Source organism: Burkholderia sp. AU16482 (genome assembly GCF_002223285.1).
Taxonomy (GTDB): domain Bacteria; phylum Pseudomonadota; class Gammaproteobacteria; order Burkholderiales; family Burkholderiaceae; genus Burkholderia; species Burkholderia semiarida.
This window is the reverse complement of sequence record NZ_NKEY01000009.1, coordinates 714,747-729,868: the sequence shown is the minus strand read 5'-3', so window position 1 is coordinate 729,868 and position 15,122 is coordinate 714,747. Positions and strand designations below refer to the sequence as shown.

The 15,122-nt window shown below is 66.8% G+C and carries 5 protein-coding genes; 1 reads left to right on the top strand and 4 read right to left on the bottom strand.

The window, feature by feature from the left end:
- Positions 1-25 precede the first annotated feature (25 nt).
- Together CFB35_RS33695 and CFB35_RS33690 are read right to left on the bottom strand one after the other, a co-directional pair.
- Positions 26-4,270, bottom strand: coding sequence for a YadA-like family protein (locus tag CFB35_RS33695; RefSeq protein ID WP_089466250.1), 4,245 nt, complete (start codon positions 4,268-4,270; stop codon positions 26-28).
- A 1,068-nt stretch (positions 4,271-5,338) separates the two neighbouring features.
- On the bottom strand, positions 5,339-6,088 hold the full coding sequence (locus CFB35_RS33690; RefSeq protein ID WP_059583773.1) for a response regulator transcription factor: 750 nt from the start codon (positions 6,086-6,088) through the stop codon (positions 5,339-5,341).
- A gap of 449 nt (positions 6,089-6,537) precedes the next feature.
- Here CFB35_RS33690 and uvrA point away from each other — a divergent pair, with 449 nt between their 5' ends.
- Positions 6,538-12,447, top strand: a complete 5,910-nt coding sequence (gene uvrA, locus CFB35_RS33685; RefSeq protein ID WP_089466222.1) for an excinuclease ABC subunit UvrA — start codon at positions 6,538-6,540, stop codon at positions 12,445-12,447.
- Positions 12,448-12,536: 89 nt separating this feature from the next.
- On the opposite strand, the gene CFB35_RS33680 is transcribed toward uvrA, so the two are convergent.
- Both CFB35_RS33680 and CFB35_RS33675 read right to left on the bottom strand, forming a co-directional pair.
- Positions 12,537-13,478, bottom strand: coding sequence for an amino acid ABC transporter substrate-binding protein (locus CFB35_RS33680; RefSeq protein WP_089466221.1), 942 nt, complete (start codon positions 13,476-13,478; stop codon positions 12,537-12,539).
- A 13-nt stretch (positions 13,479-13,491) separates the two neighbouring features.
- Entirely contained in the window at positions 13,492-14,799 is a 1,308-nt protein-coding gene (locus CFB35_RS33675) for a dicarboxylate/amino acid:cation symporter (protein WP_060313941.1), read from the bottom strand.
- Positions 14,800-15,122: the final 323 nt, after the last annotated feature.

The window sequence follows — 15,122 nt, the reverse complement described above, 5'->3', positions numbered from 1 at the left end:
CTGCAGGACAGCCGTTTTTCCGCCGTCACCACTGGTAACCCGCGCCGATCACGGCGCCGTAGTCGTTGCGCGTGTTGGTCGTGATGGCGGCCTTATAGATCCAGTGATTGTTCTCGGAGATCGTCGAGATGCCGATCGCCTGCCCCGACTGGCTGCGATAGACGCTGCCGGCGATCGCCACCATGCTCTTGCCGGGGCCGGACGGTTGCGGCAGGCCCGCGACGGCCATCGCACTGGCGGTGCCGCCGTCCGCATCGCGTCGCAGCGACTGGATCTTCGCGTCGGTGTACGCGTTTGCGTTGCCCACCGCGGCATTCAGTTGCTGGACATTGACGCCATCGGTGGGCGCGGTGCCGGCGGCGACGTTCGTGAGTTGCCGCGTCGAAGTCGCCGTGCCGATCGACACGACGTTGTTGCGCCCGCCGTCGTTGCTGCCCGAGCCGATCGCCACGGAGCCGTTGCCGGACGACGTCGCGCCCGAGCCGATCGTCGTCGAGCCGGTACCCGATGCGGTCGAGCCGTTGCCGACCGCCGTGCTGTTCGAGCCGGACGCCACCGCGCCGTTGCCGCCTGCCGACGAGTTCGAGCCCGTCGATGCGGGCGGCGTCGACGAGCCCGGGGTCGAAGGGAAGCCGCCGTTACCGTTGGTACTGCTGATGTTCTGGATCAGCGTCGTCAGGTTCTGGTTGACGGCCTCGAGCTGGCTGACGTTGACCGCGTCGGTGCCGGCCGAGCCGGCGGCGAGACCGGTGATTTTGCGGTTGCCGACGTTGATTTCGCCGGCAGACGACTGCGGGCTGCTCAAGCCGTACGCAATGTAGTTCGACTGCGCGCCGACCGTCGTGACCGAGCCGGCGCCGAGCGCGATGCTGTTCGCGAAGCTCGCGCTGGCGCCCGAGCCCAACGCGATGGCGTCGGCTGCGCTGCTGTTCGCGCCGGAGCCGATCGCGATGCCGCCCGACGTGCCGGCAACGGCGTTCGCGCCTTGTGCGATCGATTGCGGCCCCGTCGCATTCGCGCCGCTGCCCAGCGCGATGGCATCGGCCTGCCCCGAGTTCGCGGCCTGGCCGATGGCCACGCCGCCGGGCGCCGTCTGCTGCACGATCGCACCGTTGCCGATCCCGACGCCGTTGTCTCCATTGACGACGGTGGTCGGCCCCACCGCGATCGATTCGGCGCCTACCGCGAGCGAATCGGCGGCGGTCGAGTTGGCGTGGAAGTACATCGTCGGCGTGACGGCGAACGATTGCAGGGCGCCGGTCAACTGCCGGACCGTGACCGCATCGTGCGCGTCGGTCCCGTCGGCGACGTTGATCAGTTGCCGGTACGTGTTGCCCGATGCACTGCCGAACGACACGGCGCCCAGCAGGGTCGCGTCGGACGTATTGAACGGTACGGTGTGGCTGCCGGCCGGGATCGTGCCGCTGCCGGCCGCGATGGCGCGATCCGATACGGCGCCCGAGCCGATCGCGACGCCGCCGGCTATCGAAACGGCCGTCTGCGCACCGAGCGCCACGCCGCTCGCCGCGCTCGATTGCGCGCCGGTGCCGGCGGCCAGGCTGCCGGCCGCGCTCGCGACTGCCTGAGGGCCGACGGCAATGCTGTCCGTCCCGGTCGCCTGACTGTCGGCCAACGTCGAGTTCGCGTGGAAGTATTTGATGCCGGCGCCATTGTTGATGTTCGAGATGGCCGTCGTGTTGGCCGTCACCTGCTCGTTGGTCGCGAACAATTGCGAACCGTTGACCGCATCGGTGCTGGTGCCGCTCAACTGGCCGGCCGCGACGTTCTGGATCTGGCGTTCCGCGCCAGGTGCGCCGACGCTCACGACGCCGGCGGGGGCCGCGCCCGCGAAGTTGTAGGTCACGCCGCCGATGACCGCGCTCGAGGTTGGGGTGGCCGCGGTGGTGGTCGCGTTCGCGCCGAGCGCGACAGAATTCGCGACCGTCGCTTGCGCGTTTCCGCCGATCGCGATGGCATCGGCGCCGGTCGCCGACGAATCGGGCGCAGTCGAATTCGCGTGGAAGTACTTGATGCCCGCGCCGTTGTTGATGTTCGATATCGCGGTCGTGTTTGCCGTTACTTGCTGGTTGGTCGCGAACAACTGCGACCCGTTGACCGCGTCGGTGCTGGCGCCGCTCAACTGGCCGGCCGCAACGTTCTGGATCTGGCGCTCCGCGCCCGGCGCACCGACGCTCACGACGCCGGCCGGTGCCGCGCCCGCGAAGTTGTAGGTCACGCCGCCAATGACCGCGCTCGAAGTCGGCGTGGCGGCGACCGTCGCTGAATTCGCGCCGAGCGCGACGCTGTTGGCCACGCTCGCAGTCGCACCCGAGCCGAGCGCGACGCCACCGGTGGCAGCGGCCTGGACGTTGGCCGCATCGCCGATCGCGATCGCGCCCGCGACATTGGCCTGCGACGCGTTGCCGAGCGCGACGGAACCCTGCCCGGTCGCGACGTTCGTATTGCCCAGCGCGACCGCGCCATTGCCGTTCGCAGTGTTGTTGGCGCCCATGGCCACGGCGCCGTTGCCGGTAGCCGTGTTCGGATCGCCGATCGCCACCGCGCCGTTGCCGTTCGCGGTTTGGCCTTCGCCGAGTGCGATCGCACCGGTGCCGCCGGTCACCTGCGAGTTGTGACCGCCGGCGATCGAACCCGCGCCCGCGGCTGCGGCCACCGTGCTGGTGTCGCCGAATGCGACCGTCGAGCCGGCCAGCGCTTGCGAGCCGGTGCCGATCGCGACGCCGCCGTATGCCGATACCCCGGCATTCACGCCAAGCGCCACCGAGTTGTCGGCGCCTGCGGTAGCACCCGCGCCGAGCGCGACGCCGGAAATGCCGGATGCGGTCGCCAGGTTGCCGAGGGCGATGCCGAACAGGGTGGACGCCGTGGCGGTGTTGCCGATGGCGATCGAGCTCGTGCCGCTCGCCGTCGCCTGGCTGCCGAATGCCTGCGCGTAGGTATTGCTGGCGAGCGCGTTGTAGCCGATGGACACGGCCTGCGCGCCCGTCGCCTGCGTGCCGGAACCGGGGACGCCCGCCGTGCCGCCCGGGCCGAGCGCGACCGCGTTGACACCCGACGCCCCGCTGTTGACGCCGATCGCGACGCCGGACGCGCCGCTGACCGATGCGCCGGAACCCAGTGCGATGCCGGCGTCGGCGGTGTTGGTGGTGATCGACTTGAAGCCCGCGGCGATCGAGTAGCTGCCGGCCGCGGTCGCGAGCGTCGCCAGCGCGGTCGAGTGGTCGCCCGATGCGGTACCGCCGGCGCCGAGCGTCGTCGCGGAATTGTTGGAGGCAACCGACGCGTTGCCGAGGGAAATCGATGAAACGCCGGACGCCGCTGCATTCAATCCACCGGACAGCGCGTTGTCTGCGCTCGACCGTGCACCCGCACCCAACGCCGTGCTGCCGATTCCGGATGCCGTGGAGAAATCGCCGAGCGCACTGGCGTTCTCGGCGGTCGCGGCGGCAGAGGCGCCGAACGAGGAAGCGTTGGTGCCGGTCGCGAGTGCCTGATGGCCGATCGCGCTCGCACCGATTCCGCTGGCTGTCGTGTTGCCGCCGATGGCAGTCGAACTGCTACTGGAGGCTGTGGCGGCTTGCCCGAAAGCGCTGGCGCCGGTGTCGCTCGCGACGGCGCTCGAGCCGATCGCCGTCGCCGCGGTGTTGGTTGCAGACGCCAAGACGCCCAAGGCAACAGAGTTTGCAGCGGTTGCCAATGAATTGGGGCCGACCGCAGTTGACGTGATGCCCAACGCAAGGGCTGCGGGACCGAGAGCGGTGCTGGTTTGCCCGGACGCAGTCGCGTTCACGCCGATCGAGAGCGCATTCCCTCCGGTAGCGAGTGCATTTGCTCCCATCGAGATTGCGCCGGCGGCGGACGAATGGGCATTCGTGCCCAGCGCTACTGCATTCAGTCCGGAGGTAGATGCTTGGCTGCCGATGGCAATTCCAAGTCCACCGCTTGCGGTTGCGGCTACGCCGCCGGCGCCTGAGATCGCGACATCTCCGGTCCCCGTGGCACTGCCGTTGCCAGCGGAATACTGGGCGTGTGCGATCTGCCAGGATGCACCGAGGCAAACCGGGATCGCCAAGCCGAGAAGGATTCGAATGGTCCGTTGCCGTCCGATCGCCGAGTGTGATCCCGCCAGCCGGTCGTCGCACGAGACGTCCGAGCCGGAGTCGCCCTTGCCGCGCGCCTTGCCGAGCTCCGATGCTGCGACGAACGTGCCGCGAGACTTGCTCCATATGACCTTGTACACTCTATTCATCTTGATCACCCCTATGAAGGAATAAATCTTTATCGGATACGATTGGGTAGTGGTGCTAAATGCCTTGTGACAATAAAATTTGCGTCATGGGCGGTTGATCGAGATCTTGCGCTGTCCATGGAGGACGATGCGAGGTGTCGTCCATGGCGCTGCAAGCGGGTCTTGAGCGGGAGCGTCGCTCGGCGACTTCGACGGCGCACGGCCGTCGAAATATCGGAATGGAATGATCGGGTGCGACCACGACAGTGTGTCGGGTCTCGAATGGGATTGGGGCGGGGCGGGTAAGTCGATCGCGTGACAACGCCGCGCGGTCGCGGTGATCACCGATCGCTTCATGAGGTTTTCCATTTCTGTATCTCGGCATGAAAAAATCGTGCTCGACGGCAGGCCGCCGTTACTGTAAATGGGATAGTCGGAACAACTGCCAATTCAATATGCGATCTTGATTTTTGGACGAGTAAATTCGTCTTCGAGAATAGTTCTGGTCGGGTACTTTGCGATGACTTTTATAGATTGGTGAATGCCGATTTCCGTGCGGAGAATCGATCATTTTAAAAATGATATAAACGTATTTAATTGCATGATCCTTGTGATGCTAGATATTAGGGGAGAACATTCGAATCAGAAAGCAAACATTTGTCACGCATTGAATGATTGTTAACGTGTGACGACGCTGCCATCATTGCGATGGATCGGATGGGGCGCACGTAGACGGTTCGGGCTGACTTGCACCACGCGTCGGTGTCAAAACGTCGAGAGGCATCGGAGATCCGATGGTCAGGTGTTCCGAAATGAATAGGAGTTCAAAGCGAACGCGGGGCGGTCATTACGTCGGCGTGCGGCGCAAGGGAATCCGGCGCGTCGGCCGGCGCATATCAGGCGCCGTGCGGATGCGGTTCGTCGCGGTGCAGAATGCGACGATCAGCATCGGCAATGCCGTTGCGGCGCCCGCGCGAGATTCGAGATGGCCAGTGCCGCGGAAGCCCGTCTCGTTGCGTGACGAAGCGCCGGCGCATGCCGGGAGCCCCGCCTCCTGCCCGAGACACGGCTACCTACCTGCAACGAAACTCACGCGCGGCTTTCCATCAGCATGCCTACGTCGCGACGAACGTCGGCCGACGCTTCGGCGGCGGGCTTGATCTGATCGAGTCGATAACCGAGCGTATAGATGGCGGAAAGGCGCAAGCCGTTCTCGATCCCGAGTTTCAGTTTCTGCCGAATCCGGTAGATATGCGTATCGAGCGAACGCGACTCCGTTCCCAGTTCCCGCCCCCACGCCGTGGTCGCCAGCAACTCGCGCGACATGATCTTGCCGAGATTGTGAAACAGGCACGCGACGAGTTGAAATTCCTTCGTCGTCAATTCGATCTTGGTATCGCGAAGCCGGACCGCGCGCTCCACCGGGTCCAGCACGTACGCGCCCGCCCGGATCGGCTCGTCGCGCTTCACGTTGCGCGCAACGCGGCGCAACAGCGCGTTGACCCGCGCGGCGAGCTCCTCGGCGCGGAACGGCTTGCTCAGATAGTCGTCGGCGCCGGCCTCCAGCGCCCTGACGACATCGAGTTCCTCGACGCGGCTGGTGAGGAACAGCACGCCGTATTCGACATCCGCACGTGTCCGAATCCAGTTCAGGACTTCGATGCCGGTCAGGCTGGGCAAGTGCCAGTCGAGCACGACGGCGTCGACGGATTCGGACCGCAGGTAGCGCAGCGCCTGCTCTCCATCGACGACGACCTTGATCGTGTGGCAATAAGGGGAAAGTGCGCTTTGCACTTCCTCCGCCTGAACGGGATCGTCCTCCACAACCAATATGCGCATTCGTGCCCCCGGGTATCGTGATCGGCCTGCTCGACTGAAACGGAAAACATGGCTGTGCGAGCAGGCAAACGTTTGCTTTTTGATGCAATTGAAACAAACGGTTAAGGAATATAAATCATCGGTAATGAGCAAGATTGTGACATTTTGTGAATTCGTCGTATGAATGACGCGGCCAGTAAAAAGAGACGGAACCCATCTTTTTCGAAGGAATTTTTTACTTGCCCGGGGAGCGCGCCGATAAATGGAATCGCGATTTCGGGCCATCGGCGCGCGCGGTGTCGTGGCCAGGCGGCGGTCGTGCGGATGGCAGCAGCCGTCAATGGAAAACTGTATGAATGTACAGTATAGTATCCGTCGAACTCGACCGGCGCGGGCATCGCCCGTGCGACATCCGCCGCGGCGCGGCGGCACAGTGAATTCCGGCTAACTCATCCAGACGGGCAGGCAAATTGTCATCCAGCAATCTGATCCGCATTCGCGGAGCACGTCAGCACAACCTCAAGAATCTCGATCTCGACCTGCGCACCGGCGAAATGACGGTCGTCACCGGCCCGTCCGGCTCCGGCAAGTCGAGTCTCGTGTTCGACACGCTGTACGCGGAAGGCCAGCGGCGCTACGTCGAGACCTTCAGTGCCTACGCGCGGCAGTTCCTCGACCGGATGGATCGCCCGCAGGTCGAGCGCGTCGACGGCGTGCCGCCCGCGATCGCGATCGACCAGACCAACCCGGTCCGCAGTTCGCGCTCGACCGTCGGCACGATGACCGAGCTGAACGACCACCTGAAGCTGCTGTACGCGCGCGCGGCCGAGCTGTTCGACCGCAAGACCGCGCGGCAGGTACGGCACGACACGCCGGAGACGATCTACGCGGAGCTCGTCGCGCGCACGCAGGCCGACGATCCGCGCGTGGTCGTCACGTTCCCGGTCGAATTGCCGGAAGCGGTGTCCGACGAGGAAATCGCGCAGTGGCTGTCGGCGAGCGGCTACACGCGCGTGCAGGCGCAGCGCGAAGTCGCGTCGCCCACCGGGCCGCGCAAGATGCTCGACGTGGTGGCCGACCGCTTCCGCGTGCAGCAGGCCGACAAGGTGCGGGTGGTCGAGGCGATCGAGGCATCGCTGAAGCGCGGCGGCGGCCGCGTGAACGTGTACGTGCTGGCGGCGGACGCGGAAAACGCGACGGCCGAGCCGCAGGTGTGGCGCTTCTCCACCGGGCTCCACGATCCCGATAGCGACCTGCGTTACGCGGAGCCGCAAGCGGCGCTGTTCTCGTTCAACTCGGCATACGGCGCGTGCGAAACCTGCCGCGGCTTCGGTCGCGTGATCGGCGTCGATCTCGGGCTCGTGATTCCCGATGCGCGCAAGACGCTGCGCGGCGGCGCGATCAAGCCGATGCAGACGCCCGCGTGGAAAGAGTGCCAGGACGACCTCATGCGCTACGCGGCGAAGGCCGGCATCCGGCGCGACGTGCCGTGGTCCGAGCTGACGGACGCCGAGCGCGACTGGGTCGTCAACGGTTCGCCGGACTGGAACGGCAAGTGGCAGAGCCAGTGGTACGGCGTGAAGCGCTTCTTCGGCTACCTCGAATCGAAAGCGTACAAGATGCACATCCGCGTGCTGCTGTCGAAATACCGCAGCTATACGCCGTGCGACGTGTGCGGTGGCGCGCGCCTGAAGACGGAATCGCTGCAATGGCGGCTCGGCTCGAAGGAGAATGCCGACGCCGTGCTCGCGCCGGCCGACCGCTTCATGCCGCGCGGCGTCGAATGGAGCCGCGCGCAGCTCGAAGCGCTGCCCGGCCTGACGGTGCACGATCTGATGCTGCTGCCGATCGAGCGCATCCGGCGCTTCTTCGACGAAATCGTGCTGCCGAGCGCGCTGCTCGACGACGCATTGAAGCTGCTGCTCGCCGAAGTGCGCACGCGCCTGAAATACCTGTGCGACGTCGGGCTCGGCTACCTGACGCTCGACCGGCAGAGCCGCACGCTGTCGGGCGGCGAGGTGCAGCGGATCAATCTGACCACCGCGCTCGGCACGTCGCTCACGAAAACCCTGTTCGTGCTCGACGAGCCGAGCATCGGGCTGCATCCGCGCGATCTCACGCGGATCGTCGAGGCGATGCAGCGGTTGCGCGACGCGGGCAACACGCTGGTCGTCGTCGAGCACGATCCGTCGGTGATGCTCGCGGCCGATCGATTGATCGACATGGGGCCGGGCCCGGGCGAGCGCGGCGGCACGATCGTGTACGACGGCACGCCGTCCGACATCCGTTCCGCGCACACGCTGACGGGCGAGTATCTCGGTGGCCGCAAGCAGGTCGCGCATGCGTCGAACTGGGCGCGCCGCGCGGTCGACGCGAACACGCCGCGCATCGTGCTCGAAGGCGCGACCGAGCACAACCTGCGCGACGTCACGGTCGAAATTCCGCTGCAGCGGCTCGTGTGCGTGACGGGTGTGTCCGGCTCCGGCAAATCCACGCTGCTGCAGGACGTGCTGTATCCGGCGATGGCGCGGCACCACGGCAAGGCGACCGAATCGCCGGGTGCGTACCGCAGCCTGACGGGCGCCGACCAGGTCGGCGACGTCGTGTTCGTCGACCAGTCGCCGATCGGCAAGACCACGCGCTCGAACCCGGCGAGCTACGTCGGCGCGTTCGACGAAATCCGCAAGCTGTTCGCGAAGGCGCCGCTCGCGTTGCAGCGCGGCTACGGCGCGGGCACGTTCAGCTTCAACTCGGGCGACGGCCGTTGCCCGACCTGCGGCGGCTCGGGTTTCGAGCACATCGAGATGCAGTTCCTGAGCGACGTCTACCTGCGCTGCCCGGATTGCGACGGCAGCCGCTACCGTGCCGAAATCCTCGAAGTGCGAATCGAGCGCGACGGCCGCGCGCTGAACATCGCCGACGTGCTCGACCTGACCGTCAGCGAAGCGGCCGCGTTCTTCGCGACCGATGCCGAGGTGCTGCGCGTGCTGCAGCCGATCGTCGACGTCGGCCTCGAATACGTGAAGCTCGGCCAGCCGGTGCCGACGCTGTCGGGCGGCGAGGCGCAGCGCCTGAAGCTCGCCGGCTTCCTCGCCGAGTCGGCGGCGGCGGCGGGCGGGCGTCGGGTCGCGACGGAAGAGGCGCGCATCGCACGCGCGAAACTGTTCATGTTCGACGAGCCGACCACCGGGCTGCACTTCGACGACATCGCGAAACTGATGCAGGCATTCGGCAAGCTGCTCGCGGCCGGCCATTCGCTGATCGTGATCGAGCACAACCTCGACGTGATCCGCGCGGCCGACTGGCTGATCGATCTCGGCCCGGAAGGCGGCGACGGCGGCGGCCTCGTGCTGTGCGCGGGCACGCCCGACGACGTGAAGGCCTGCGCCGAATCGCATACCGGCGTGGCGCTGCTGCAGTACGACCGCGCGATGGATGTCGGCGCGGTGCATACCGGCGCGGTGCATGCCGACGGAGGCAAGCCGTTGCAGGCCGTGCTGAACGCGGCGCGCGCGCGCCGGGCGATCGAAGGCGAGGACGTCGTGCGCATCGTCAATGCGCGCGAGCACAACCTGAAGGCGCTCGACGTCGACATCCCGCACGGCAAGTTCAACGTGATCACCGGCGTGTCGGGTTCCGGCAAGTCGACGCTCGCGTTCGACATCCTGTTCCACGAGGGCCAGCGTCGTTACCTCGAATCGCTGAACGCGTATGCGCGCTCGATCGTGCAGCCGGCCGGCCGCCCCGAGGTCGACGCCGTGTACGGCATTCCGCCGACCGTCGCGATCGAGCAGCGGCTGTCGCGCGGCGGGCGCAAGAGCACGGTCGCGACCACGTCCGAGGTGTGGCATTTCCTGCGGCTGCTGTACGTGAAGCTCGGGCTGCAACACTGCATCCATGACGGCACGCCGGTCACGTCGCAATCCGTCGAATCGATCGCCGCGCAACTGCTGCGCGACCATCGCGGCGAACACGTCGGGTTGCTCGCGCCGCTCGTCGTCAATCGCAAGGGCGTGTATACGGATCTCGCGAAGTGGGCGAAGGCGCGCGGCAGCACGCATCTGCGCGTCGACGGCGAGTTCGTCACGGTCGACCCGTGGCCGAAGCTCGACCGCTTCCGCGAGCACACGATCGAATTGCCGGTGGCCGATATCGTCGTGTCGCCGGACAACGAAGCCGAGTTGCGGCGCAGGCTCGACGAGACGCTCGAGCTCGGCAAGGGCGTGATGCACCTGCTCGCGCCGCTCGACGGGCTGCACGATGCGATGCGCAACGATCGTTCGACCGCCCGGGTCGGCGCGGTCAAGGTGCTGTCGGTCAAGCGTGCGTGCCCGGTATGCGGCACGAGCTATCCGGAGCTCGACCCGCGGATGTTCTCGTACAACAGCAAGCACGGCTGGTGCACGACCTGCGTCGGCACCGGCGTCACGCTCACGCGCGAACAGCGCGCCGCATACGACGACACGGTGCTCGCCGGCGACGATCGCGGCCGCGAGCAAACCTTGCCGTCGGACGAGCAGGAACCGGAAGGCGTCGGCAACGAGCCGTGCCCCGATTGCCACGGCACGCGGCTGAATCCGTCCGCGCGCGCGGTCACGTTCGACGCGCATCCGATCGTCGAGGTCGCGCAATGGACGGTGTCGGACACGCGCCGCTGGATCGACGCGCTGGAACTCACGGGGCGCGATGCGCAGATCGCGCGCGACATCGTCAGCGAGATCGGCAGCCGCCTCGCGTTTCTCGAGGAAGTCGGGCTCGGCTACTTGAGCCTCGATCGTGCGGCGCCGAGCCTGTCGGGCGGCGAAGCGCAGCGCATCCGGCTCGCCGCGCAGCTCGGCAGCAACCTGCAGGGCGTCTGCTACGTGCTCGACGAGCCGACGATCGGCCTGCATCCGCGCGACAACCAGATCCTGCTCGACGCATTGCGCAAGCTCGGCGACAAGGGCAATACGCTGGTCGTCGTCGAGCATGACGAGGACACGATCCGCCGCGCGGATCACATCATCGACATCGGCCCGGGCGCGGGCAAGCGCGGCGGCACGCTGGTCGCCGAGGGCGCGGTCGCCGATCTGGCCGCGCAGCCGGATTCGGTCACGGGCCGATTGCTCGCGCAGCCGATGACGCACCCGCTGCAGCCGCGCCGCGGCGTGAGCCTGCCGGGCAAGAAGGGCGGCGACGCCGTGCCGGAAGCCTGGCTGACCGTGCATGGCGCGACGCTGCACAACCTGCGCGACGTCACGGTCGGCATTCCGCTCGCGCGGCTCGTCGCAGTGACGGGCGTGAGCGGCTCCGGCAAGTCGACGCTCGCGCGCGACGTGCTGATGACGAACCTGCTGGACGCGGTCGGCCGCTCGGTGCTGTCGTCGCCGGCCACGCGGCGTGCGCGCAAGGCGGCGCAGCAGGACGCACCGGCCACGAACCGCCGTTCGAGCGTGCTCGCGCGCAGCGCACCGCGGCCGTCGCTGAACGTCACGCATGCATGGCAGGGCTGCGAGTCGCTGAGCGGCTGGGAGCAGATCGATCGCGTGCTCGAGGTCGACCAGACGCCGATCGGCAAGACGCCGCGCTCGTGCCCGGCCACCTATATCGGCGTGTGGGACACGATCCGCAAGCTGTTCGCCGATACGCTCGAAGCGCGCGCACGCGGCTATACGGCGTCGCGTTTCTCGTTCAACACCGGCGACGGGCGCTGCCCGGCCTGCGAAGGGCAAGGCGTGCGCACGATCGGCATGAGCTTCCTGCCCGACGTGAAGGTGCCGTGCGACGTGTGCCACGGGCAGCGCTTCAATCCGGAAACGCTCGCCGTCACGTGGCGCGGCCGGAACATCGGCGACGTGTTGACGATGGAGATCGACGAGGCGGTCGAATTCTTCGCGCCGATCTCGAACATCGCGCATCCGCTGCAGTTGATGAAGGACGTCGGGCTCGGCTACCTGACGCTCGGCCAGCCGTCGCCGACGCTGTCCGGCGGCGAGGCGCAGCGCATCAAGCTCGTCACCGAGCTGACGAAGGTGCGCGACGACATCACGCGGCGCGGCCAGAAGGCGCCGCACACGCTGTACGTGCTCGACGAGCCGACGGTCGGCCTGCACATGGCCGACGTCGCGAAGCTGATTCGCGTGCTGCACCGGCTCGTCGATGCGGGGCATAGCGTCGTCGTGATCGAGCACGATCTCGACGTGATCGCGGAAGCCGACTGGATCATCGATCTCGGGCCGGAAGGCGGCGTCGGCGGCGGCACGATCGTCGCGGCGGCGCCGCCGGAAGCGCTCGCGAAGGTGAGTGCGAGCCATACGGGGCAGGCATTGAAGCCCGTACTGGCGCGAACGGCATCGCCCGACGGCGAAACCGAGCGGCAAGGCGAAGCGCGCGTCGGTTGAATGCGGTGCTTGTCGCAAGCGGCCCCGGTGTCAGGCGAGACACCGGGGCCGCTTGCCCATGCGCCCGTGCGATCGGCTCGCCGCCGCGCTCATTCGCCCTTGATGCCGATCGTCTCGATGATGGTTTCCAGTTGCGGGCTCATCGGCAGGTTGAGACTCAGGCCCGACGGAAGCGGGCGCAGGAACCAGCGCTTGTACTGGCGTGCGATCTCGCCGTCGGCGGCCAGTTCCACGAAGGTGTTCTTCACGACCTGCGCGAGCTGCGGATCGTCCTTGCGGAACATGATGCCGTACGGGTCGTACGACAGGTAATCGCCCACCACGTCGTACTGGCCGCCCTTGTCCGCATTCTCGGCAATCAGGCCGTACAGCAGCACGTCGTCCGTCGCGAACGCGTCGGCGCCGCCGTTCGCGACGAGCGCGAAGCCTTGCGCATGGTCCGGTACCACCTGCAGCTGGATCCCGAGCCTGAACCGCTGGTCCAGGTCGCGCAACGCTTTCTCGTTGGTCGTGCCGGCCGTCACCGCGACTTTCTTGCCCGCGAGATCGCGGAACGAGCGGATCGGCGCGCCGCGCTTCACCATCACCTTCGTGCCGGCCACGAAGATAATCGGCGAGAACGCCACGCGCTTCTGGCGCTCGAGGTTGCTCGTCGTGGAGCCGCATTCGAGATCGACCTGGCCGTTGACCACCGCGTCGATGCGGTTGTCCGACGTGACGGGCACCCAGCGGATCGTCAGGCTCTTGTTGACCGCATCCTCGATCGACGACACGAGCGCCTTGCACAGCTCGATCGAATAGCCGATCGGCTGGCGGCGCGCATTCAGGTACGAGAACGGTATCGACGCGTCGCGATAGCCGAGCGCGATCGTGCCGGTGCCGCGCACCTTCGCGAGCGTGCCGGTCAGTTGCGCCGGCGCGAACGGCTCGACGCGCGGCGGCGGGGAGGGCAGATCGTCCGCGCGCGCGGACGCGCTGGCGGCGAGCAGGCTCGCGAGCGCGAGCGCAAGCCGGAATCGCTGCATCTTCATCGGCGGGCCTCCGTCAGACTTCCGTCGGATGTGCGATCGTCGCTTCCTGTTCCGCTTCGATGCGCGCCGCGTTGGCCTCGGCTTCCGCCTCCGACATCAGTTGTCCTTCCCATTTCGCGACTACCGCGCTCGCGATCGAGTTGCCGACCGCGTTCGTGGCCGAGCGGCCCATGTCGAGGAACGTGTCGACGCCGAGGATCAGCAGTAGCCCGGCTTCCGGCAGCCCGAACTGGTGCAGCGTCGCGGCGATCACCACGAGCGACGCGCGCGGCACGCCGGCCATTCCCTTCGACGTGAGCATCAGCACGAGCAGCATCGTGATCTGCGTGCCGAGCGACAGATGGACGTTGTACGCCTGCGCGATGAACAGCGACGCGAACGTGCAGTACATCATCGAGCCGTCGAGGTTGAACGAATAGCCCATCGGCATCACGAAGCTCGAGATCTTGCGGCGCACACCGAAACGATCGAGCGCGTCGAGGATTTTCGGGTATGCGGCTTCGGAGCTCGCCGTCGCGAACGACAGCATGAACGCTTCCTTGATCAGCACCAGCAGCTTGAACACGCGCGGCCCGAGAAACAGCAACCCGGCGCAGACGAGCAATGCCCAGAGCAGGAACAGGCTCAGATAGAAATCGCCCATGAACACCGCGAACTTCAGCAGCACCGACAGCCCGTTCACCGCGACGGTCGCGGCCATCGCGGCCAATACGGCGAGCGGCGCGAGCTTCATCACGTAGCCGGTGATCTTCAGCATCACGTGCGACAGTTGATCGATCGCGGCCACGAGGATCTTGCCGCGTTCGCCGAGCGCGGCGAGCGCCACGCCGAAGAACATCGAGAACACGACGATCTGCAGGATTTCGTTGTTCGCCATCGCCTCGGCGATCGACTTCGGCACCATGTGGCCGACGAAATCCTTCAACGTGAACTTGGAGGTCGCGAGGTTCGCCGATGCGCCGATGTCCGGCAGCGGCAGGCCGAGGTTGTCGCCGGGCCGCAGCAGGTTCGCCATCAGCAGCCCGAGCAGCAGCGAGACCAGCGACGCGGTGATGAACCAGCCGAACGCTTTCGCGAACACGCGCCCGACCGAGGCCGCGTCGCCCATGTGCGCGATGCCGACGACCAGCGTCGAGAACACCAGCGGCCCGATCACCATCTTGATCAGCCGCAGGAACACGTCGGACACGAGCGAGATGTAGCCGGCGATTTCGGTCGCGGCCTTTTTGTCGGGAAAGCTCGTGAAGACCATGTAGCCGATTGCGATGCCTGCGAGCATCGCGATCAGGATCCAGACGGCTGCAGCATTCTTTTTTCGCATCGAGAGCCTCCCATGCACCGGTTTCGCAATCGGGGATGGAAGGACGATACAGGACCACAATGACGATGAACAGTGCAACCGGGTCCGGGTTTGCGCTAGCGCGGGGACGAGGCCGATCGGGCTCGGCGATTGCGCCGGTGGCGCTTCGTGCCCGAAGCCGGCGCGATCCGCAACGGGTTTGTGCGGAGCAGCACATTGCCCCATTCGGCGGTCGCGGGGTCGCGACGTCCGGCGCCGCTTCGCCATTTGCGCGTGTCCTGTGCCCGGCGATGCTGCGTTGCCGCGATTCCGTACGCGTCATGCGCGCGAGGACCGAGCCGGCG